General features: G+C 72.5%; 18 protein-coding genes. 10 read left to right on the top strand and 8 right to left on the bottom strand.

Annotation, left to right across the window (positions count from 1 at the left end; genetic code table 11):
• The first annotated feature begins 113 nt into the window (after positions 1–113).
• Both ACIOD2_RS20695 and ACIOD2_RS20690 read left to right on the top strand, forming a co-directional pair.
• Complete coding sequence (locus ACIOD2_RS20695) at positions 114–1,193, top strand: sensor histidine kinase (RefSeq protein WP_400540125.1); 1,080 nt, start codon at positions 114–116, stop codon at positions 1,191–1,193.
• The gene (locus tag ACIOD2_RS20690; RefSeq protein WP_400540123.1) at positions 1,190–1,855 is read left to right on the top strand and encodes a response regulator; all 666 of its coding nucleotides are present in this window, start codon (positions 1,190–1,192) and stop codon (positions 1,853–1,855) included. Before ACIOD2_RS20695 ends, ACIOD2_RS20690 begins: the two co-directional genes overlap by 4 nt.
• On the opposite strand, the gene ACIOD2_RS20685 is transcribed toward ACIOD2_RS20690, so the two are convergent.
• Positions 1,836–2,432: a hypothetical protein gene (locus ACIOD2_RS20685; protein WP_400540121.1), complete on the bottom strand. Its 597-nt coding sequence runs from the start codon at positions 2,430–2,432 to the stop codon at positions 1,836–1,838. The two genes, ACIOD2_RS20690 and ACIOD2_RS20685, sit on opposite strands and share 20 nt — an antisense overlap.
• A 237-nt stretch (positions 2,433–2,669) precedes the next feature.
• On the opposite strand from ACIOD2_RS20685, the gene gmd reads away from it, so the two are divergent.
• Both gmd and ACIOD2_RS20675 read left to right on the top strand, forming a co-directional pair.
• Positions 2,670–3,665, top strand: a complete 996-nt coding sequence (gene gmd / locus ACIOD2_RS20680; RefSeq protein WP_400540119.1) for a GDP-mannose 4,6-dehydratase — start codon at positions 2,670–2,672, stop codon at positions 3,663–3,665.
• Positions 3,662–4,621, top strand: coding sequence for an FkbM family methyltransferase (locus ACIOD2_RS20675; RefSeq protein ID WP_400540117.1), 960 nt, complete (start codon positions 3,662–3,664; stop codon positions 4,619–4,621). The genes gmd and ACIOD2_RS20675 overlap by 4 nt, the downstream gene beginning before the upstream one ends.
• 4 nt (positions 4,622–4,625) lie before the next feature.
• On the opposite strand, the gene ACIOD2_RS20670 is transcribed toward ACIOD2_RS20675, so the two are convergent.
• The 6 genes from ACIOD2_RS20670 to ACIOD2_RS20645 all read right to left on the bottom strand — a co-directional run bounded on the left by ACIOD2_RS20670 (position 4,626) and on the right by ACIOD2_RS20645 (position 14,674).
• A complete protein-coding gene (locus ACIOD2_RS20670) occupies positions 4,626–6,977 on the bottom strand; it encodes a glycosyltransferase (RefSeq protein ID WP_400540115.1) in 2,352 nt (783 codons plus the stop codon).
• Positions 6,978–6,982: 5 nt separating this feature from the next.
• Positions 6,983–8,152, bottom strand: coding sequence for a hypothetical protein (locus ACIOD2_RS20665; protein WP_400540113.1), 1,170 nt, complete (start codon positions 8,150–8,152; stop codon positions 6,983–6,985).
• 38 nt (positions 8,153–8,190) lie between these two features.
• Positions 8,191–9,486 (bottom strand): hypothetical protein, encoded by a 1,296-nt coding sequence (locus tag ACIOD2_RS20660; RefSeq protein WP_400540111.1) that lies wholly within the window; start codon positions 9,484–9,486, stop codon positions 8,191–8,193.
• Positions 9,483–12,212: a glycosyltransferase gene (locus ACIOD2_RS20655; RefSeq protein ID WP_400540109.1), complete on the bottom strand. Its 2,730-nt coding sequence runs from the start codon at positions 12,210–12,212 to the stop codon at positions 9,483–9,485. The genes ACIOD2_RS20660 and ACIOD2_RS20655 overlap by 4 nt, the downstream gene beginning before the upstream one ends.
• A complete protein-coding gene (locus ACIOD2_RS20650; RefSeq protein WP_400540107.1) occupies positions 12,205–13,410 on the bottom strand; it encodes a flagellar basal body protein FliL in 1,206 nt (401 codons plus the stop codon). Before ACIOD2_RS20650 ends, ACIOD2_RS20655 begins: the two co-directional genes overlap by 8 nt.
• Positions 13,411–13,552: 142 nt before the next feature.
• Entirely contained in the window at positions 13,553–14,674 is a 1,122-nt protein-coding gene (locus ACIOD2_RS20645; RefSeq protein WP_400540105.1) for a hypothetical protein, read from the bottom strand.
• Positions 14,675–14,910: 236 nt separating this feature from the next.
• On the opposite strand from ACIOD2_RS20645, the gene ACIOD2_RS20640 reads away from it, so the two are divergent.
• The 3 genes from ACIOD2_RS20640 (at position 14,911) to ACIOD2_RS20630 (ending at position 19,004) form a co-directional block, all read left to right on the top strand.
• Positions 14,911–16,668: a hypothetical protein gene (locus tag ACIOD2_RS20640; RefSeq protein WP_400540103.1), complete on the top strand. Its 1,758-nt coding sequence runs from the start codon at positions 14,911–14,913 to the stop codon at positions 16,666–16,668.
• Positions 16,669–16,784: 116 nt separating this feature from the next.
• Positions 16,785–17,390, top strand: coding sequence for a hypothetical protein (locus ACIOD2_RS20635; RefSeq protein WP_400540441.1), 606 nt, complete (start codon positions 16,785–16,787; stop codon positions 17,388–17,390).
• Between the two features lie 81 nt (positions 17,391–17,471).
• Entirely contained in the window at positions 17,472–19,004 is a 1,533-nt protein-coding gene (locus ACIOD2_RS20630) for a serine/threonine-protein kinase (protein ID WP_400540101.1), read from the top strand.
• Here the strand turns inward: ACIOD2_RS20630 and ACIOD2_RS20625 are convergent.
• Positions 18,989–19,672 (bottom strand): alpha/beta fold hydrolase, encoded by a 684-nt coding sequence (locus tag ACIOD2_RS20625; RefSeq protein ID WP_400540099.1) that lies wholly within the window; start codon positions 19,670–19,672, stop codon positions 18,989–18,991. The two genes, ACIOD2_RS20630 and ACIOD2_RS20625, sit on opposite strands and share 16 nt — an antisense overlap.
• Positions 19,673–19,806: 134 nt before the next feature.
• Here ACIOD2_RS20625 and ACIOD2_RS20620 point away from each other — a divergent pair, with 134 nt between their 5' ends.
• The 3 genes from ACIOD2_RS20620 (at position 19,807) to ACIOD2_RS20610 (ending at position 21,160) form a co-directional block, all read left to right on the top strand.
• Positions 19,807–20,346 (top strand): DUF2716 domain-containing protein, encoded by a 540-nt coding sequence (locus ACIOD2_RS20620; RefSeq protein ID WP_400540097.1) that lies wholly within the window; start codon positions 19,807–19,809, stop codon positions 20,344–20,346.
• Between the two features lie 43 nt (positions 20,347–20,389).
• Positions 20,390–20,791 carry an immunity 7 family protein gene (locus ACIOD2_RS20615; RefSeq protein WP_247059795.1) on the top strand — a complete coding sequence of 134 codons (402 nt, stop codon included), beginning with the start codon at positions 20,390–20,392 and terminating at the stop codon, positions 20,789–20,791.
• 69 nt (positions 20,792–20,860) lie between these two features.
• Positions 20,861–21,160 (top strand): YiaA/YiaB family inner membrane protein, encoded by a 300-nt coding sequence (locus ACIOD2_RS20610; RefSeq protein ID WP_400540095.1) that lies wholly within the window; start codon positions 20,861–20,863, stop codon positions 21,158–21,160.
• The last annotated feature ends 46 nt before the right edge of the window (positions 21,161–21,206 follow it).

Here is a 21,206-nt window from a genome sequence, read left to right as displayed (position 1 = left end):
CCCGACGTACGCGGAGAGTCGCTTCAGGACGGACGCGCCCCGGCCGTCCGGGCGGTAGTTTTCGCGGTATGAGACGGCCGCCGCAGACACGTTTGTCCCCGTGGGTGGGGCGGGTGGTGCGCACCGTCGTCGTCACGGTCTTCGTGCTCGGCGCGACCAGCGGCGCGTCGCGGTGGCAGACCGGGGTGTCGCAGATGACCCCGCCCGCCGGTGCCTGGCTCGTCGCCACCACGCTGACGCTACTGCTCGTCCACCGCTTCCCGCTGACGCTCTTCCTCGTCACGACGGCGTCCGCGTTCGGCTACTACGCCTCGGGGTTCCCCGGCGGGCCCGTCATCATCGTGCCGACCATCGCCCTGTTCGTGCTCACCCGGCAGCGCGGCCCGCTCGTCGCCGGGATCACCGGCGCCAGTGCGCTGGCCGCGCTCTACCTGGGGCACATCGTCACGTCGGGGTCGTTCGCGCTGGAGTTCGGCGCCGGGTTCCTCGTCGTCTGGCTGACGGCCGTGGTCGGGATCGGCACGGCCGTCCGCTACCAGCTGGACGCGCTCGCCGCCCGGCGTGAGCAGGCCGACGAGCACCGGCACCGGCTCGCCGAACAGGAACGGCTGCGGATCGCCCGCGAGGTGCACGACGTCGTCGCGCACAGCCTCGCCATGATCAACGTCCAGGCCGGCGTCGCCGCGCACGTCGCCGACCGGCGGCCCGAGCAGGCGAAGGAGGCGCTGCTCAACATCAAGGAGGCCAGCGCGTCCGCCCTCAAGGACCTGCGCGCGACCCTGGCCGTGCTGCGGTCCGGGGAGGACAAGGCGCCGGCGCCGAGCCTCGCCCAGGCCGCCGAGCTGCTGGCCCACGCGCGTGACGCCGGGCTCACCGTCGACGTCCAGGGCGAGCCCGGCGAGCTCCCCGCACCGGTCGACGCCGCCGGGTACCGGATCCTGCAGGAGTCGCTCACCAACGTCGTGCGGCACGCCGACCAGGCGAGCCACGTCGACGTCCGGTTCGAGCGCCGGCCGGGCGCCTTCACGCTGCGGGTGCGCGACGACGGCCGCGGCAATGCCCAGCCCACGCCGGGCCACGGCCTGCGCGGCATGGCGGAACGCGCCGCGGCGCTCGGCGGGCGGTTCACGGCCCAGCCGGCCGGAACCGGCTTCGAAGTGTTCGTCGAACTGCCGATCGAGGGAGAAGCATGATCCGCGTCCTGCTGGCCGACGACCAGGTGCTGGTCCGCGCCGGGTTCCGGGTGCTGCTGGAGACCGAGGACGGCTTCGACGTCTGCGGCGAGGCGGGTGACGGCGAGCAGGCCGTCGCGCTCGCCATCGAGCACCAGCCCGACATCGTCGTGATGGACATCCGGATGCCCGGTGTCGACGGCCTCGAAGCCACTCGCCGGATCTCCGCGAACCCCGAGCTGGCCGGGACGAAGGTGCTGGTGCTGACCACCTTCGACATCGACGAGTACGTCTACGAGGCGCTGCGCGCGGGCGCCAGCGGGTTCCTGCTCAAGGACACCGAGCCGGTCGAGCTGCTGCGCGCGCTGCGCGTCGTCGCGAGCGGGGAGGCGCTGCTGGCGCCGACCGTCACACGCCGGCTGATCCAGGAGTTCGTCGGCCGCCCGGAGAACCGGCGGATCGACACCAGCGCCGTCCGGGAGATCACCGACCGCGAACGCGAGGTGCTCGGCCTGGTCGCGGGCGGCATGTCGAACGACGAGATCGCCGCCCACCTGGTGATCTCGACGGCGACCGCGCGCACCCACGTCAGCCGCATCATGACGAAGATCGGCGCCCGCGACCGCGCCCAGCTGGTCGTGCTCGCCTACGAGTCCGGGCTGGTCACTCCGCGTCGGCCGTGACGGGTGAGCGGCGCAGCGCGGCGAAGACGTTCAGCAGGAAGATCAGCAGCAGCAAGCTCACCGACAGCCAGAAGCCGAGCCGCAGCTCGACGGCGGCGACGGCCTCGTCCTCGGTGCTGGTGCTCTGGCCCGGTGACAGCGACGAGACGGTGGCCGAGATCAGGCGCGCGTTGTCGGTGAGGTTCCCCAGCGCGAACACCTCGGTCACCACGAGCAGCACCGCGCCCGTCCCGGAGACGACGACCGCCGTCAACGCCCGGACCTTCGGGGTCCGTAGGAAAGCCGTCCCGAGCCCGAGGACGAGCAGCACCCCGGCGACGATGGCCAGGACCTGCACCAGACCGGGCATGTCGAACTTGTCCGCCAGGGCCGCCTGCTGCGGCGGGGTCAGGCCGAGGCCGTCGACGCCGGTGACCTTCTGCTGGCCGGTGACCAGGTCGGCGCCGGAGTAGCTGACCTCGGTCCGGGTGCCGTCCGGCGCGTCGCAGGACGCGGCCAGGCACGGCAGGAAGAGGAAGAGCAGCAGAGCGAGCAGGAAACCGGCCGGCGTGATCCGGCGCGTCACGAGCTGGGGCACGCGGTCGACCCAACCACAGGTCAGCCGCGCCGCACCCGTCGCACCACGCGGAACGCCCGCACCAGGAACACGACGGCGAGGACGGCGACCAGGCAGATCCAGATCACGGCGCCTCCTTCCCGGCCGATGCTCTGCTCAGTAGGCGTCCGGGGGTGGGACGGCGTTCACCGACACGGCGGACATCACACCTTCGGGCTAACCTGCCCGGCCGAATGGCCGCCCGGCTATCCTCAGCGGGTGCGTCGTGCGTTGATCACCGGTATCACCGGTCAGGATGGGCAATATCTCGCCGAGCTGCTCCACGAGCAGCAGTACGAGGTCTTCGGCCTGGTCAAGGGGCAGAACAACCCCCGAATCGACATGATCCGCGCGGAGTACCCGTTCGTCGAGGTCGTCGAGGGGGACCTGCAGGACCTGTCCAGCCTGGTCGGGGTCCTGGAGCAGGTGCAGCCCGACGAGGTCTACAACCTCGGCGCGATCTCCTTCGTCGCACTGAGCTTCAAACAGGCCGAGCTCACGGCGAACGTCACCGGCCTGGGTGTGCTGCGGCTGCTCGACGCCGTCCGGATGGTCGGCGGCAGCCAGAACAACCCCATCCGCTTCTACCAGGCGTCCAGCTCGGAGATGTTCGGCAAGGTCCGGCAGTCGCCGCAGACCGAGGACACGCCGTTCTATCCGCGGTCGCCGTACGGCGTGGCGAAGGTGTTCGGCCACGACATCACCGTGAACTACCGGGACAGCTACGGCCTGTACGCCTGCTCCGGCATCCTGTTCAACCACGAGAGCCCCCGCCGCGGCATCGAGTTCGTCACCCGCAAGGTGACCAACGCCGTCGCGCGGATCAAGCTGGGCCTGCAGGAAAAGCTCATGCTGGGCAACCTCGACCCGCAGCGCGACTGGGGCTTCGCCGGTGACTACGTCCGCGCGATGTGGCAGATGCTGCAGCAGGACGAGCCGGGCGACTACGTCGTCGCGACCGGGCGCACGCACAGCGTCCGCAACTTCGTCGACCTCGCGTTCAAGCACGCCGGCATCGACGACTGGTCGCGGTACGTCGAGCAGGACCCGCGGTTCTTCCGGCCCGCCGAGGTGGACCTCCTGGTCGGCGACGCCACCAAGGCCCACACCGAGCTCGGGTGGAAGCCCGAGGTTGGCTTCGAAGACCTGGTCGCCATGATGGTCGACCACGACCTGCAGCTGGAGGCGCGGAAGGCCGGCATCACCCTGCCATGATCTCCTACGCGCAGCAGGCCGAGGACGTGGTCCTCGCCCGCGTCTTCGCAGGTCAGGCCGACGGTCGCTACGTCGACATCGGCGCGGGTGACCCGCTGGTCGCTTCGGTCACGAAGCACTTCTACGACCTCGGCTGGCGCGGGATCAACATCGAGCCGATCCCGGCGAAGGCCCGCGAGCTGCGCACCGCCCGCCCCGGCGACCTGACCCTGGACGTCGCGGTCGGCGCCCGTCCGGGCACGGCGAAGCTGCACGTCGTCGAGAACGAGTGGGGCTGGTCGACGCTGGACGACGAGCTGGCCGTCCGCTACCGCGACGACAACGGGTGGCGGGTGAGCACCGTCGAGGTCGAGCTGTCCACCCTCGCCGCGGTGCTGGACGAGCACCCGGGAGCGGTCGACTTCCTGAAGATCGACGTCGAAGGGGCCGAGCGCGCGGTGATCGAGGGCGCGGACTGGACCCGGCACCGCCCGCGGGTGCTGGTCGTCGAGGCCACCGAACCCGGCGCGCAGACGCAGACCCACCAGGAGTGGGAGCCGATGCTGCTGGACGCGGGCTACCAGTGCGGGCTCTTCGACGGCCTGAACCGCTTCTACGCCCGGTCCGACGACGCCGAGGCGCTGTCGCGGCTCAGCGCGCCGGCGAACGTCTTCGACGAGTTCGAGCGCTACGACGTCCTGCAGCAGGCGAAGGCACTGGAGGAGCTGAGGGCCGGGCGCGCGGCCGAGATCGGCTACGCCCGCCGCATCGAGGGCGAACTGCGCGAACTGCAGGAGACGCACCGGCGGGCCGCCGACTACCTCGAGCAGCTGGAACAGACCCGGGCCGAACAGGAGCGGCAGCGCACGCGGGGCGCCCGCTACACGGCCGGGCTGGAAGCGCGGGTCGCCGAGCTGGAGGCATTGCTCGCCGCCGCGTCGGGCCGCATCGCCGAGCTGGAAGCCCGGCGCGGCTGAACCCTCACGGCCGGCGGGCGGGCTCCTTCGGGACGGCTGCCAGCCGCCGCGTCACCACGGCCTCGACGGCGTCCGGCCCGCACACGGCCGCGACCGCTTCCGCGGCCCGCTCGCCCATCGACGTCCGGAGCCCGGCGTTCGCCGCGAGCTTGCGCAGCCACTGGACGGCCTGGCCGAGGTCGGGCTCGGCCCACGGGTGCCCGAGCGGGTACGACGTGGTGAAACCGTTGGTGTAGCCGGGTTCGGCGTCCTTCGCGACGTAGGTCTCGTAGCCCACCAGAGCGGCCGCGCCCAGCGGCATGAAGTCGAGGTTGCCGCCGTGGCCGGTGGCGACCACCGGCTTGCGCCGGGCCATCGCCTCGGCCATGTCCAGCCCGAACGTCTCGAACCGGTGCAGCGAAAGGTAGATGTCGCAGGAAGCCAGCAGCAGCCCGCGGTCTTCCTCCGGCAGCCTGCCGCCGAGCACCGTCCCGCCGATGGCGGTGACCTCGCGGTCGAGCCAGTCCGCCAGCTCGGATGCCGGGTCGAGGTCGATCGCCGCGACGGCCAGGTGTGCCCCGCCCGCCGGGAAGGCCCGCCGGAACGCCGTGATCGCGGCCCGGAAGTTCTTCCGCTCGGCGTCCGACGACGAGTGGAACGTCGTGAGCACGACCAAGCCGGCCTCGGGCAGCCGGAACCGGGCGCGGTCGCCGGTGCCGTCCGCGACCGGAACCACCTTGGGCACCACGGTGACCGGGATGTCCGTGCTGCCGCGCACCAGGCCGGCGGCCAGCGTGGACGGCACCCACAGTTCGTCCACATCGGACAGCTGGGGGAGACCGGTCGCGGGCAGGTCCGGGAGCTCGCCCGCCCACCACGCGATGGTGTAGCGGTCGAAGGAGTGCTGGGGGATCAACGGGAACTCGGGCGCGTCCACCAGCCACAGGTCGGTCGCGTAGTCCTTGCCGCGGCGCTGGTCGGCCAGCTGCCGCGGCACCTCGAACGGCCGGTCGGGCACCCGCGAGTTGAACTCGGTGAAGGTCGAGCGGGGCAGCCTGCCGGTCAGCACGGACGCCAGCCGCCGGGTCGCGTCGGCCCGGACGCCGGCCGCGCGGACGTCGCCGAACACGTTGACACCCGGCCGTTCCCGTGACGGTTTCACCGGCGGCGGGACCGGCCCGCGCACGGACTCGGCGGCGTCGCGGTAGGCCGCGGCGACCACCGGCCACGAGGCGTGCCGGCGGACGTACTCGCGTGCTTTGCGGCCCGCGTCCCGGGCCTCTTCCGGCCAGGAGACCACTCGTTCCAGGTGCGCGGCCAGCTCCACCGCTTCGCGCCGCGGGTCGATCGGGACCAGCCGGCAGAACTCGCGATCGTAGTGGCGGTGCTGGGGAAGGTCGCTGGTGATGAACAACCGGCCGATGCCGAACGCGCGCATCATCACCGCGCTGGTCTCGCCCGCGGTCGGCCAGCGCAGGCCGATCAGCGCGTCGGTCGCGACGATCAGGTCCTGGAACTCGTCGATGTCCGGGCTCGGGATGATCCGCACGGCGTCGCCGACCCCGAGCTCGGCGATCGTGCGGTGGACGTCGGCTTCGATGTCCTTCTCCCGCGCGTGCCCGACGATCAGCAGCTTCGCCTGCGGCCAGCGCCGCCGGACCTGCGCGAACGCCAGCACGGCGACGCGGATCCGCTTGATCGCGGTGAACCCGCCGAAAACGCCGAAGACGACCTCGTCGCCGGTCCAGCCGAGCTTGGCCCGGACGGCCGGGCGCTTGGCGTCGTCCTCGACCACCGGCGCCGCGGACGCCACGGTGAACACCGGCACCTCGGGGTACCGCTCGCGCAGCTGCCCCGCCCGGAACGGGTCGTGCACCAGCACGCCGCGGCTGGCCGAGACGATCCGCCGCTCCAAGCTCATCGTCTGCCGGTCGAGGTGCTTGACGCCGTCCACGTCGACCGCGGGCCAGCCGAGCACCAGCGCCGGGTCCGCCGGGTCACCCCAGATCGGGCCGTGCGCGTGGGCCAGCTCGTCCTTGAACCGCGGCGATTCGATCCCGCCGAAGTAGCTCAGCGAGAAGTCCAGCAGCGACGGGTCGTGCAGCACCACCAGCCCCGGCACCGCCAGCGCCCGCCGGTGGATCCACTCGTGGAACTCGGTGTTGTTGCCCATCTGGTAGACGTCGACGGCGTCGTCGTCCGGCGGGACGTCGTCCGGACCCAGCACCGGCACCCCTTCGGGGGCACGGGCGTCACCCGGGTACCTGCTGACCGCCGCGACGTCGGCGAGGCCCGCCATCGTCTCCAGCAGTTCGAAGCTGTAGTCGGCGATGCCGCTGCGCTCGGGCGGCAGCGGCGTCCACATCCGGTGGCGCACGCCCGTCACCGCCACGCGAGCAGGCAGTACCGATCCCGCCCGGCGGGGTCGGCGACCGGGATCCCGGCTTCGCCCGGCAGCCGGACCTCGACGTGCGAGAACCCGGCCGCCTCGGTGAGGAACCGGAGGAAGTCCGGGTGCACCGGGCGCAGCGCGAACGGGTCCAGGTGGAAGTCCGGTGAGGCCAGTGGGGTCTCGACGACCAGCGGGCCGCCGGGCTGCAGCGCGGCGGCCGCGAGCTCGGCGAACCGCGCCAGCGCGGCCGGCTCCAGTCGCTCGGCGAAGCGGAACGCCGTGATCGCGCCCAGCGAACCCGGCGTCGCCTCTTCGAGCAGCCGCATCGGGTCGGCGTCGGCGACCTGGACGTCCACCGCCGCACACTGCTTGCGCACCAGCGTGTTGCGCGACGCCGTGCGGTAGCGGACGCCGGCGGCCGCGAGCACCTCCGGCCAGCCGCCGCGGCCGGGTGCCATGTCCAGCACCGCGCCGGTGGCACCGGCCTTCCGGGCCTCCTCGACCACGGGCAGGTACGCGCGCACGGCGTCCCGCGCGCGCTCGGCCGAGCCGTCGAGCAGGGCCTCCACCGCGACCTCGAGGAACGAGTCGCGGTCCGGCACCGCGGCGGCCGCGGCGGGCGTGGTGTCCGTTGTGGACTCCCGCCGGGCGCGGTCGAGGAACAGGTCGACCTGCACGTGCCGCAGCCGGGCCTGCTCCGCCGCGGCCTGCACCTGCGCCAGCTGTGCTTCGAGCTCCTTGAGCCGCGCCTCGACGCCGTCCGAGCCCTCCGCGGAGTCGGTGACCTGCAACGCCAGCGTGGACAGCTGCGCCTGCAGCCCGCCGACCGCGCTGTAGAGCCGCTGGTTGAGCCCCGCGGCCAGGTTCTGGTCGTTGCGGTACAACGACTCCAGCTCCCGGTGCAGCGACTCGGCGCGCACCAGCTCACCGTGGTCGGCCAGCCAGCGCTGGAACTGCCCCTCGGTGGCGCGGACCTCGTCGGACAGCGCGCTGACCGCGTCCCGCGCCGCCAGGTTCGTCTCGATCTGCCACTTCAGCTGGCGGCGCCACAGGAACCGCAACGCGAGCCGGCCGAGCACGTCGCCCCGCCGCAGCGGCAGGTTCAGGTTGGCGTGCTGCTCGAGGCGGGAGAGAGCGTCCGCGACGCGTGCGTCAGACATGCGGTGTTCCATCGGGTCGGGGGTGGCGAGCCACCCGGTCAGCGGATCGGGCGGGCCGCGAGCTTGGCCAGGATGTTGTCGACGACCTGCGGGGCGAGCAGCCCGAAGGTGCCGGACGCCAGGGTGCGCTCGACGACCTCGATCGCCACCACGCGGTTGTCGGCGAACATGTCGCCGACGGTGCTGCCGGTGTCGGTGAGCAGGGCGCTGTGGTGCTGGGCGGTCATGTTGCCGAAGGTCGCGGCGAGGTAGGGCAGCGCGCGATAGGTGAACGAGTCCCCGAGCAGGGCGACCTTGCCCTGGTAGGTGCCGGTGCCGCTCGCCGACGTCAGCTTCAGCGGTGCCTTGAGGTCGCTGAGCACCTCACGGGTCTGGTCGCGCTTGCCGTCGGTCAGCACCTCGTAGTGCCGCCCGCTGGTCGTTCCGGTGTGCCCGATCAGCGGCGGCAGGTCGGCCGGCATCTGCCACGGGTCGCTCGGCTTGATCACCCAGCTCGCGGTGCTGCCGGGGCTCATCGACTCGGCCAGTGACCGGGCCATCAGCATGCCGCCCTCGTCCGACCAGTGCGCGTCCTGCGGCCCGTAGACCGGCGCGCCGACCGCCCGGCCCTGCGCCTCCAGCCCGCTGCGCAGGTCGAGGATCGAGTTGTCGGCGTCGACCCGCTGCCAGAACTCGGCGGCGGTGCGCTCCCGGCAGTCCTTGCCGACGTAGTTCGACGGCAGGTACTCCGGGGCGATTGTGGTCTTGTCCGGCGCCACGACCACCACGAACTGGCGGCCCGACGCGCGGACGCCGTCGCGCAGCCGGTCCAGCTCGGCCATGGTCTGGGCCAGTGGCTGTTTCAGGTTGCAGTGGCTGGCGATCTCGTCGCCGAGGTACATCCAGCCGTTCTTCCCCTCGAGCACCTTCGGGTAGTTGACGAGCGGTGCGGGGGCGGGCGGCTGCGCGGGGATCGGGCCCTGCTGGTCCTGGGGCCGCTGCCCGTCGAGCGGTGGCGCCTCGCCGAACAACCCGCGGCTGATGCCGTCACCCGCGTGCACCGCCTGCTCGCGGAACGCCAGGTGGTCGGTCGCCCACTGGCCCAGCTGCGGGAAGAACGACCAGCCCTGGCCGAGGCCCGGGAACGACGTCAGGGCGCGGTTTTCGAACTGGCCGGGGTGCACGCCGGCCACCGACGCGAGCACCGGCGTGCCGAAGAACACCGCCGCGCAGACCAGCGCGACGGCCTGGCGACGGCCGTGGCGCGGCCGGTGCAGCGCGTGCTCACGCGGCAGGAAGGCCTCGTGCACCGGTGGCAGCGGCGACCGTGGGACCTGCGGGGTCTCCTGGGTCATGCCGGCCGCCGGGGGCCGTCGGGACGCCGCGCCTCGAGCTGCTCGATGCGCGCGTTCTGCCGGGCGATCTCGGCCTCGAGCGAACCGAGGCGCCGGTCCTGGGCGGTCGACTTGTCGTCGAACCGGCCGGCCAGCCCGCCGATCGCCTCGCCGGTGCTCTCGGTCAGCGTGCGCAGGATCCGGCGCTGGTTGCCGTCGTAGTGGCTCAGCGCCCGCCGGACCGCGCGGCGGAACACCGGGGCCAGCGGGAACCGGTGCGGGCCGGCCGGGTCCGGCTGCCAGTGCAGGGCCTCCTCGGCCCTGGCCAGCGGGGACTTCGGCGCGTCGGCGGCGGTGCCGAAGTCACGGCCGCGCCAAGTCTCGTACGCGGCGCGAAGCTGCGTCTCGGCCCAGGCCGCCGCGCTCGCCATCGACCGGGTGCGCAGCACGTGGGCCCGCGCGGCCTCACCGCGGCGGCGGGCCTCCTCCGGATCGTCCGCGACTTCCCGCATCGCCTTCGCGGCGGCGTCGAGGTCGGGGTCGGCCCAGACGGCCTCGGGCTGGTACGGCGGCCAGCCCTCGCCGACCTCGATCATCCCGTGGGGGATCGGCCAGCCCGTGCCGTCGTGGAAGAACTCCGTGGTGCTGGAGTAGTCGGTCGCGATCACCGCGAGCCCGCGCACCATCGCTTCGGCGACGGTCAGCCCGAAGCCCTCACTCCGGTGCAGGGAGACGTAGGCGTCGCTGGACGCGTACAGGTTGCCGAGCTCTTCGACGCTGAGGTAGGCCTCGAGCAGGTCGATGCGCTTGTCGTCGCCGATGACGTACCGCAACCGCTCCACGGCGGCGGCGTGCAGGTGCCCGTTGGTGGCCTTGACGACCAGGCGGACGTCGTCGCGGCCCGGGAACGCGCGCTGGAACGCGGCCACCGCGCCCCACGGGTTCTTGCGCTGGCCGGTGCTGTTGAAGTCGAAGGCGAACAGGAAGCGCACCGGGTCGCCCGGCCGTCGCGGGATCCGGGCGGGCTTTCCGGGGTCCGGCACCGGCATCGGGAACGTCTTCACCGGCACCGTCGAGTGCGGCTCGATCGCCCGGCGGGTGAAGTCGCTCAGCGCCCACACCTCGTCGACCAGGTCGAGACCCCCGCGCATGGTCGTCGGGAAGTCCTCCAGCTCCCACGCCCAGAGCCCGATCCGGTAGCGCCGGTGCCCCAGCTCGGGATGGCTGTCCAGCAACAGCCGGGTGTAGTCGGAGTTGACCGCGAGGATGCTCACCGGGAACCGCGGCCGTTTCACCGTGTCCGGCGCGGCGAGCGCGGTGCGGACCGCCGCCGACAGCGACCGTGCCTCGACGACCGACACCACGGGGACGCCGGCCTCGGCGACCACCCGGTGCACGATCCGGCCCATCTCGCCCAGGCCCAGCTCGGCGGTGAGGTACCCGGCGACGTTCACGCCGAACTCGTCGACGGGCCCGGTGACCGGGGGCGGCTCGGCGGGCAGCGCCCACCCTGGCAGCAGGCCCTCGTCGACGCCGTGGGTCGCACACCACTGCCGGAACGCGGGGCCGTCTTCGTGCTGCGGCTCGCGGAACGCCGTCTGCAGGTCGATACGGCCCGCCCACAGCCACAACGCGAGCCTGCTGAGCCCGGCCGACCGCGCCATCGGCGAACCGGGGCCGCACAGCCACTCGCGGAACGCCGCGCCGTGGTCGTCCCCGAACGGCGGGGGCGGGATCTCGTCGACGACGGTGGGGGCGAACTGCGCGGGTGTGGTCGCGGCACGGTGCGCGCGCAGCCAGGTGTCGCGGTAGAGCGTCCGCATCGGCCGGGTCAGCGGGGTGCCGTCCCGCAGCCGGCCGAAGCCGTACGGCACCTCTTCGCCGGTGTGCCCGGCTTCGGTCAGCGCCTCGGCGTAACCGCCGCACAGCCCTCGCAGCACGGGTTCGGTGGAGAGGACGACCCGCGGGCGCACCGGGCACTGGGTGCTGAGCAGCCACGGCTGCTCCGGGTCGAAGCCGTGGAAGTTCAGGAAGCGCAGCGCCGCGCCGCCGGCGGTGACCGTGCCGTCCGGGCGTTCGGCGAGCTTGCGCTCGTGCAGGTTCCAGAACCCGGCGGCCACACCGGGGTCGCGGGTCACGACGTGCCGGTACAGCGCCGGGACGCGGTCGAAGAAGTGCTCGACCGGCGGCGACGGGACGGACGGCGGGGCCATCGGGGCGTACCGGAGGCCGTCCGCCCAGGCGATGAGGAACGGGCGAGCCCCCTTGCCGACCGCGACGAAGTCCTCGTGGAAGGCGCGGTCGGCCGGTTCGCGGCCCGGCTCGAGGCCGTCCTGCGGGACCGGCGCGAGTACCCGCGGCGCGAGCACGATGTCGTGCTCGGCGGCCTTCGCGGTGAGGTCGTCGAACGGTGCGAACACCCGGGTCTGGAAGCCGAGGCAGACCGCGACGTCGGAGTCTTCGAGCAGCTGGTGCAGCAGCAGCGGCTTGACGGCGTCGACCAGGTCGGCCGCCGGGAACCAGGTGGCCATCCGGTGGAACTCGTCGCGGTCGAGGTCGAGCCAGTCGCCGCCGACGACACGGCAGCCGTCCTCGGTGCCGCCGCTGGTCCCGTCCACGACGAGGACCAGGAAATCGTGGTCCGGGTGGTGCTGCCGGTAGGTACGGGCGAGCACCCGCGCCGAGGGCAGACCGGCGCGGGTGACCACCGTGCAAGCAGTGGTCACCCGGCCGGCGCGCTCAGCCATTGGCCGGCAGCTCCGCGAGCTGGGCTTCCAGGATGTCGTCGAACGTCTTGCTGATCTTGTCGAGGTCGGAGCCGGACACCTCGATCCGCACGAGCGTGCCCTTGTGGACGTAGTGCGCGCGGATCACGGCGGGGTAGTCGGCCGACTTGGCGAACTGCGACGCCTTCACGCCGTCCGGCACCGAGCCGGAGTACGCCTTCATCGTGTACTTCGACCGCTCGAGGTCGGTCAGGTCGTCGCGCGCGACGTTGGCGGAGCTGCTCGAGGTCGTCTGCGCGGTGAGCACCAGCGCCTTGACCGTGTCCGGCAGCCCGGCGGCGGCCATCCGCACCTTCGAGGCGCCCGCGGTCTTGTAGATCGCGTTCTCCTCGGGGGTGAGGAACGCGGCGCGCTCGACGTCGGCGAAGGTCTGGATGTCGGTCTTCTCGCCGGGCGGGGCCGGGAGCTTGGCGATCTCCAGGTCGTCCTTCGGCCGCACGGTGCTGGTCGGCGCGGGCGGCACCGAGGAGCTCGCCGCCGGCGGGGTCGGCTGGTTGTTCGAGCCGGTGCCGAACACGAGGTAGCCGCCGACGCCGAGCGCGGCGACCACGAGCACCGAGACCGCGATGATCGCGAACTTCTTCTTGCCGCCGGAAGACGTGGTCTCGAAGGTCTCCGGGCCCTGGCTGACCCAGTCCGGGCCGGGCGACATCTGCGGGTACTCACTGGCGCCCCACGGCGGTGCCGCGTCGCCACCGGTGTTCCACGGCTGCTGCTGTGGGTGCTGCTGCTGCATCGGGAACCCGCCCGACGTCGGGCCGTTCGGCCGCAGGCCACCGGCGGCCATCGCCTGCGGCGGCACGCCCGGCACCGACGGCCCGGTCGCCCACGGCGGCTGGTACGGCGGCGACTGCTGCTGTGTGCCGGGCACCACCTGGGTGCGTTCGCCCCCGGCCGCGTCGGCGCTGCTGACGATCTGCGTCCGGTCCGCCTCGCTGCCACCCGGTTGCTGCTGCGGCTGCTGGGGCGGCGGGCTGACCGGTGTGATGATCTGGGTGCTGTCGGCCGCCGAGGCCCCCTGCGAGGCCTGCTGGGCCTGCGGATCGGCGTTCACTGCGGAGGACAGCACGGCGTCCCGTCGGGCCCGGTAGTCGTCAGCGGAGAGCTGGCCTGCCGCCAGCTCCTCGTCCAACCGGCGAAGTTCCTCCTGCCAGGACAAACCTGCCCCCTTCTTTGTCGCGGACCCGCGTTCGCAGACTCAGGGGACATTCTGCACGCAGGGCCGATCGGGTCCGTGGCCGAGGGTCGTTTCGTGACCCGTCCGCCGCGGGGTCGCGGGTGATGTGGGTGTGCTGTCCGGATCAGCCGGGCGGCAGGACCGCGCGCAACGCCATCACGAGCTGGTCCAACCGGGCGGTCAGCGGCGTATCGCTCTTCTTCTTGGGCTGCGAGACGCCGACGTTCACGATCATGCCGCCGGAGGTGTACCAGGTCGCCCGGACCTGGGTGTCGCCCGTGCTCCCGACGGCGGTGCGCAGGTCGGCCTGCACTTCGGCGAAGCCGTTGCTCAGCGCGCTGCGGTACAGCTGCTCGACGGCGGCTTCGGCGTTCGCGGCCTTCGGGGTCGGTGCCACCAGCACGAGGTTGCTGCCGGCCTCCACGGCCGAACCGCGGAAGACGACCTCGGTGGCGCCGCTCTTGCGCAGCACCTCGGCCGACGGCTTTTCGAGCACGCCGAGCTCGACGGCCCGGTCGAGCGACATGGTCGAGTTGGCGGTGTTCTGGGTGCCCGGCAGCTCCGGCAGCCGGTCCTCGACGCCGTTGAGCACACCGGACGGCGCGCTCGGCACGATCGACGGGCTGGTCGGCTGGTTGTCCGCGGTGGGCTCGTCCGAGCCCAGCCACATCGTGGCGCCGACGATCAGGGCGAGCACCACGAGCACCCCGAGGCCGAGGAACAGCCACGTGGGGCGCTTGCCGTCGGCGTCGCGGTGGCGCCCGCTGTCGGCGGGCGCGGCGTCCCGCTCCGGCGGGCTCGCGGTGCCGGGCGGGCCGATCGGTGGGAACCGGCTCGTCGAACCGTCGACCCGGCCTTCCACGGCCAGGTAGCGGGTCGGGGTGATGTCGGCCGGGCTGGGCGCGGTGGTCATGTGATCGGGCAGCGCCGGTACCCCGCTGGTCGCCGGCACCTGGTGCGGGCGGGGGCCCGCCGGGTTCGGCTTCCGGGCCCACGGCACCTCGACCCGGCTGGGCGGGATCGCGGGCGGGCGCGCGGCGCTGACCGGGTTGACCGGCGTGACCGGATGCGCCGGGTTCGTGCTGTGCCAGGAGGGGCGGCGCAGCGGAGCGGGCACCGGTGACGGCGCGGTCGAGCCGGACACCTGCGCCAGCAGTTCTTCACGCTGCCTGCGATGGTCCGCAGGCTCTATCCGGCCGGCCGCCAGGTCCGCGTCGAGACGGCGCAGTTCTTCCTGCCAGCTCATCGTTCCGACCCCCATCCACCGTTCGGGCAACAGTTTGGCACGCGCGGCCGACCTGCAAGGTTGCGGTTTGAGGTTGATCGGCAACGTAGCGCAAGTGACGCGCTTTCGGGAGTCCCTTCCGCCCCGGCGCCGGTTCGTCCCGGCACGCTGAAGATCAGGCGGGGTCCGGCCGTCCCGGTGGCGGCCGTGCGAGGCTCGTCGTGAAAGGCCGCAGTCCGGGGGAGGAGTTCCAGTTGGTGACCGAGGAGACGGCGCGCCCGGGGGACGTCGCCGGCCGCCTTCGCACCACCGGCGCGAAGGCCCGCGAAGCGGTCTTGGCCGTGCTCGCCGGGCTCGTGCTCTCGGCGCTGTTCAACCTCCCGGTCGTGCTGCACCCGAGGTCCCTGGTCACCGGCGAACCCGGCGACCCGCTGCTGCAGGCGTGGCAGCTGGCGTGGCAGCACCACGTCGTCACCACGGGCGGCAGTCTCTGGACGGGCAACACCCTGTTCCCGGCGAGCGGCAGCTACGCCTTCTCGGACTCCCTCCTCGGCTACCTGCCGCTGAGCGTCTTCGGTGACGGCCAGTACGCCGCGCTCCTGCGCTACAACGCCGCCTTCCTGCTCGCCTGCGCGCTCGCCTTCACCGGCGCCTACCTGCTCGTGCGCCAGCTGGGCGGAAACTGGGCGGCCGCGGCCATGGGCGGGATCGCGTTCGCCTGGGCGCCGTGGCGGCTGAGCCACATCAGCCACCTCAACATCCTGTCCAGCGGCGGGATCGCGCTGGCCCTGTTCGCGCTCGCGAGGGGCCACGGTTTCTCGCTGCGGCACGGGCGCCGTCCGGAACTGTCCCGGCCGTGGTGGGCCCTCGCCGGCTGGGTCGTCGCCGCGTGGCAGGTCACGCTCGGGTTCGCGACCGGGATGCCGTTCGTCTACCTGCTCGGGGGGATCGGCGTCGTCCTGCTGGTCGCCGCGGTGCGGCGGCGGCGCCCGTTCGGCACCCGGCTGGTGGTCGCCGACGGGGTGGGGGCCGTCGTGCTCGTCGTCGTCACGTACCTGATGACCATCCCGTACCGCCGGGTCGTCGACGAGTACGGGTTCACCCGCTCCTGGTCGGAGGTGCAGTACTACTCGTCGCCCCCGCAGGGGCTGCTGGCCGCGCCGACCGAGACCTGGTTCTGGCAGCACGGCCCGTTCAACCTGCGCAGCGGCGTCTTCGCCGACCCGGGGTGGCTTTCGCTGCCGGGCGCGCCCGAGAAACTGCTGTTCCCCGGGCTGGCGCTGCTGCTGCTCGCGGTGACGGGCCTGTTCGTCAGCGCCTGGCCGGTCCGGGTGCGAGTGGGCCTCGGGGTCTCGGCGGTCGTCGTGACGGCGTTCGCGCTCGGCTCCCAGTTCTTCGGCGGGCAGTTCACCTACTACCTGCTCTGGCGCTACCTGCCGGGCTGGGACGCGCTGCGCACGCCGGGCCGGCTCATGCTGTGGGTCATCCTGCTGCTGGCCCTGCTCGCCGCCGGCGCGCTCACGCGGTGCGCGCAACTGGCACGGGAGCGCCCGGACGCCCCGTACCTGCGGTCCCTGATCGGGGCGTCCCTGCTGCTGGCGCTGCTCGAAGGCGTGCCGGCCGAGCCCCACTCGCCGGTGACCGGAATCCCGCCGGACCTGGTGAAGGTCTTCGAGAGCTCGCCCCCGCCGTCGCTGCTGCTGCCGGTGACGCAGGGCCTCGGGGAGTTCAGCGAATACGTCTACCAGTTCTGGTCGACCGACGGCTTCCCCCAGCTGGCCAACGGCCACAACGGCCTGCTCCCGCCGCAGTACGACGAGATCATGCAGGCCGCGAAGACGTTCCCGGACACGCACAGCGTCGCGGTCCTGCGGAAGTACGGCATCCGCCAGGTGCTGCTGCTGAAGGCCGCGGCCGCGGGCGGGCCGTACGCGCCGGCGGCGACCCGGTCGCTCGGCGGCCTTGGCGTCACGCGCAGCGAGTCCGCGGACCTGGTCACCTTCACGCTGAACTAGTCCCGCCCGTCACCCGTCAGGCCCCCGAAACTGTCGTACATATGTTCTAAAATGGGCGTTGTACAGGGGAGATGCCGCCCGCGACCGCGGGTGGTGTGATGGAGGAAGGCAGGGCCATGGCCTACATCACCCTGCCCACGTTCGTGGGCTACAGCGCCAGCACCGGACCGTCGCGGTCGTCGTTCGTCCGGCGGCAGCGCCGGTTGTACGAGGCCCCGGCGCGGGCCGCGTTCAACTACTACCGGCGGGCGGCCAACGCCGTGCGCTCCGGACGGGCGGCGAACCAGGACGAAGTGGCGCTCCGGGCGCTCGTCAACGCGGCGGACGAGAAGACGAAACCGCACTACAGCGCCATCGCCGAGGGCTGGCTGCGGTACCTCGGCCGCAAGTCGCCGCGGCTGGTGGAGGTCGGTCGCGGCCGGTGCCGGCTGGGCGACCTCGAGATCGGCGTCAGCCCGCAGCTCGGCCTGCGCAAGAGCGACGGCCGCCGCTACGCGACCTGGCTCTACTTCAAGGAGGAGCCGCTGAGCAAGGCGTCGGCCCAGCTCGCGCTGTGGGTGCTGGAACAGGCGATGCCGGACATCCTCCCGGGCGGCGAGGCGCTGGTGATCGACGTCCGCCGCGCGAAGGAGTACCAGCTCTCGGCGCGTGACCGCGAACGGCTGCGGCCCTGGGCCCGCAGCGAGGCCTCGGCGTTCCTGACCCTCTGGGACGCCGCCTGAGACCGGGGAGGCGCCGGGCCCTCTCCCGGCGTCTCCTTGGTCGTCTTCTAGCATCGCCCCCGAGCGCTCAGGGGGGCGACGATGAGACTGATCGCGGGCAGGTACGCGATTTCGGCCGAACTGGGCCGTGGCGGGATGGGCGTCGTCTGGCGCGGCGAGGACCAGTTCCTCGGGCGGCCGGTGGCCCTGAAGGAGCTGGCCACGCCGCCGGGCGCCTCGCCGGTGCACCTCGAACGCGTCCTGCGCGAAGCCCGCACCGCGGGGCGGCTCAACCACGCCAATGTCGTCACGGTGTACGACGTCGTCAGCGAGCACGGCGCCACGTTCATCGTGATGGAGCTGGTGATCGCGCCGACGCTCGCCGACGTCGTCGGGCGCGAGGGGCCGCTGGCGAACGACCGCGTCGCCGAGATCGGCCTGCAGGTGCTGAGCGCGCTGGAAAGCGCGCACGCGGCCGGCATCGTGCACCGGGACGTCAAGCCCAGCAACATCATGGTGCTGCCCGGCGACCGGGTGAAGCTCGCCGACTTCGGCATCGCGCGGGCGATGGACGACCCGGGCCTGACCCAGACCGGCGGGGTGATGGGCTCGCCCGGCTACATGCCGCCCGAGCTGTTCGCCGGGGCCGGCCCGTCTCCCGCGTCCGATCTGTGGTCGCTCGGCGCGACCCTGTTCCACGCCGCCGAAGGCCGGGCGCCGTTCCAGCGGACGACGACGGCCGCGACGCTGCACGCGATCATGTACGACCGGCCGGTGCTGGAGCGCTGCCGCGGCCCGCTCGCCGACGCCGTCCTCGGCCTGCTCACGCAGTCCACTTCGGACCGTCTCGGCGCGGCCGGACTGCGGCGGCTGCTGGAAACCGCGCGCACCACGATCACCGACGCGCCGACGCGGGCCGTCGACCCCGGCGAGCTGCCGACGATCGTCTTCGAGCCGGTGACGGCGAAGGTCGCCGCGCCGTCACCGACCACAGTGGACTGGGAAGGGCCCCGGAAGCGGCGCCTGCCGTGGGTGCTGTCCGGCGCCGCGGTGGTGGTGATCGCCGCGCTGGCCGCGGTCTTCCTGCTCAAGCCGGACGGTACGACCCCGGTCGCCGCGGGCGCGCCGGGTCCCACACCGAAGTCTTCCGCGACCCCGACGACCACGAAGCACAGCAGCAGCAAGAAACCCACGCCGTCGCCGAGCACGTCCGCGAGCTCCACGGCTCCGACGTCGACCGCGGGGAAACCGGATCCGGTCAAGGTGCCTTTGGTCCGCTTCCACCAACCGGACGGCGGGCATTTCAGCGGGACGAAGAAGGTCGGCCCGCCGGGCGGCTTCAAGATGGAAGGCCTCTTCGGGGAGCTGGTCGCGACGGCCGAGCCCGGCACGCGGAAGCTGTTCGCCTGCAAGGTGAAGGACCAGAAGGACTGGTTCACCTCGCCCGACCAGAGCGGCAAGTGCGAGGGCCAGCAGTCGCTCGGCTTCCTCGGCTACATCTACGCCAGCCCCCCGACCTGGTCCGGTTCGCGGGCGCTCTACCGCTGCAACGCCGGCGCCAGCCACTTCGACTCGCTCGACGGCCGCTGCGAGGGCAAGACGAAGGAGTTCCTGCTGGGCTACGTCGTCGTCTGAGCCAGCAGGACACCGGCCACCAGGTCCGGCCGCGTGACGAACGGGTGGTGCGGCACCGCCAGCTCGACGACGTCGGTCGCGCGCGCCGCGTGCTGCCGCTGCGTCTCGGGCAGGGTCGCGAGGTCGTCGGCGCAGAGAACGTACGTCGACGGGATCTCCCGCCAGGCCGCGTGGTTCGCCCGCTGGCCGAACACCGCCTCGTTCTGGGCGGTGAGCCGGGCCGCGGCTTCGGCGTAGGTGGCGTCGTCGAAGTCCTGCGCGAACCGCGGCCGCACGAACTCCTCCCGGACACCCGCGGTGCCGTCGCCGTGGCTGAGGTGCCACGGCGGTGGCTCGCCGGGGCCGAAGTCCGCGAGCGCCTCGCCGGCGTCCGGCAGGAACGACGTCACGTAGAAGAGGCGCTGCACCGCGGGGTGCCCGGCGGCGGCCTCGGAGATCACCATTCCGCCGTACGAGTGACCGACGAGCAGCGCGGGTTCGTCCGAGGCGTCGAGCAGGGCGCGCACCGCCGCGGCGTCGTCGTGGAGGTCACCGCGCGGGTCGGCTTCGCAGCTCGGCAACACCGCCGCTGAGCTGCGCAAACCGTGCTTGGAGAGTACATTTGCCGTCGGTTGCCACCACCAGGCGCCGTCGCGGACGAAGGCCCCGTGGACGAAGATGATCCGCATGGTGACAACCTGACAGAACCCACCCGGTCGAGTGACACAGTTCGCGCGGAGCGGACGAGGACTGGACAAACCGGAGACCGAACACGAAGCTTTCGCGTGTTCTTTCGTGCCTGGCCAAGTCAGAGGTCGAAACAGTGAATACAGCCTGGGAAGCCGTCTCCCGCGTCGCCGACGAGCCCGCCTGGTACTGGGTGTACGACAAGCTGGCGTTCTGGCCGAGCACCTACGCCCACGCCTGGCCGGGGTTCCGCGAGCCCGCGCCGTCGCGCACCTGGGACCTCTCGCCCGGCGACCTCGACCGCGCGTCGGCGGAGTTCCGCCTCGGCCCGTGGGCGGTCGACGAGCACCAGGTCGCGTCCGTCGCGCAGGCCGCGTTCCGCGAGGTCTGCGGCCCGGACGACTGGCTGTGGGCGCTGCACTGGCAGCACCAGTCCTACCGCGTCCGGCCGCACCTGATGACCGAAGGCGCCCGCTGGCCGGTGCCGGTGTTCCCGCGCGCGGACTACCACCTGTTCCTGGCCAGGGACTTCTCGTTCGGCACCCTCGGGCACCCGTGGGAGCGCACGCTCTGCGTGTTCGGCGAGCCGCTCGTGTCGGCGTTCGAGCGCCTCGGCGAGGGGGTGCTGGGCAACGTCCTGCGCCGCGACGGGAAGCCCTCCGCGCTGGCCCGCTGAGCCCGGCATCTGCGCTGGTTGATCTCTTGCTACCGTTCTCCAGGTGTTCGAATACCACGGCTGGGTGACCATCCAGGCGACCGCGAGCGGCGATGACGACGCGGCGCTCCTGGAGCGCCTGGTCGACCGCGTGCACCGCGCGATCCGCGATGCGGGCGACTTCGACCTGGTCGACCTCCGCTGGAGCGCGGGCATGCCGATGCTCCACTTCGGCGGCTTCGACAAGCACGGCGGTGAACTCGCCCCGGACCTGCTGGAGATGTTCACCAGGGTCGGCGAGCTGGCCGCGGGCTCGTACGGCCTGCTGCACGTCTGGGACGACCAGGACACCGAGCACGACAACGACTTCCGCGTCTACCGCATGGCCCGAGGCCAGGTCACGGAGCGCGAAGACCCGCACCTGACCCCGGTGGCCCCCACGGTCCTGGACGTCTACGAGCTGTAGCCGCATCGCAATCCGGGCTGAGTAGTACTGCTCAAGACACCCGTGGGTGCTCGGCGAGACCGTGGTCACATGACCAAGTCCGGTTCGTCCGCAGCTTCACCCACCACCACCGCGTTCTACGCGCAGGCGGCCATCTCCTTCGGGCTCGCCCTCACCGCGGTCACCGCGGGGATCGTGTACCTGCCCGTCGACGGCTGGGTTCGCGGGTTCCTCGCCCTCGGCATGCTCTTCCTGGTCACCTCGGCGTTCACGCTCGCCAAGTGCGTGCGGGACAGACAGGACGAGACCTCCGTGGTCTCCCGCGTCGACCAGGCCCGGCTCGACAAGCTGCTCGCCGAGCACGATCCCTTCAAAACCACCGCCGTGTAAGCGAAGACGGCCACCCTCGCGGAACGAGGGTGGCCGTCCGCAAGAA

Origin of the sequence: Amycolatopsis sp. NPDC088138 (assembly GCF_044741685.1) — a bacterium.
Classification (GTDB): domain Bacteria; phylum Actinomycetota; class Actinomycetes; order Mycobacteriales; family Pseudonocardiaceae; genus Amycolatopsis.
This window is presented reverse-complemented; position numbering and strand designations above follow the sequence as displayed.

Excerpts from the sequence above, each read along its gene's own strand:
- ACIOD2_RS20610 (WP_400540095.1), top strand. The coding sequence starts at position 20,861 with ATGACCAAGTCCGGTTCGTCCGCAGCTTCACCCACCACCACCGCGTTC.
- ACIOD2_RS20630 (WP_400540101.1), top strand. The coding sequence starts at position 17,472 with ATGAGACTGATCGCGGGCAGGTACGCGATTTCGGCCGAACTGGGCCGT.
- ACIOD2_RS20625 (WP_400540099.1), bottom strand. The coding sequence starts at position 19,672 with ATGCGGATCATCTTCGTCCACGGGGCCTTCGTCCGCGACGGCGCCTGG.
- ACIOD2_RS20690 (WP_400540123.1), top strand. The coding sequence starts at position 1,190 with ATGATCCGCGTCCTGCTGGCCGACGACCAGGTGCTGGTCCGCGCCGGG.
- ACIOD2_RS20665 (WP_400540113.1), bottom strand. The coding sequence starts at position 8,152 with ATGTCTGACGCACGCGTCGCGGACGCTCTCTCCCGCCTCGAGCAGCAC.
- ACIOD2_RS20645 (WP_400540105.1), bottom strand. The coding sequence starts at position 14,674 with ATGAGCTGGCAGGAAGAACTGCGCCGTCTCGACGCGGACCTGGCGGCC.
- ACIOD2_RS20635 (WP_400540441.1), top strand. The coding sequence starts at position 16,785 with ATGGCCTACATCACCCTGCCCACGTTCGTGGGCTACAGCGCCAGCACC.
- ACIOD2_RS20675 (WP_400540117.1), top strand. The coding sequence starts at position 3,662 with ATGATCTCCTACGCGCAGCAGGCCGAGGACGTGGTCCTCGCCCGCGTC.
- ACIOD2_RS20660 (WP_400540111.1), bottom strand. The coding sequence starts at position 9,486 with ATGACCCAGGAGACCCCGCAGGTCCCACGGTCGCCGCTGCCACCGGTG.
- ACIOD2_RS20655 (WP_400540109.1), bottom strand. The coding sequence starts at position 12,212 with ATGGCTGAGCGCGCCGGCCGGGTGACCACTGCTTGCACGGTGGTCACC.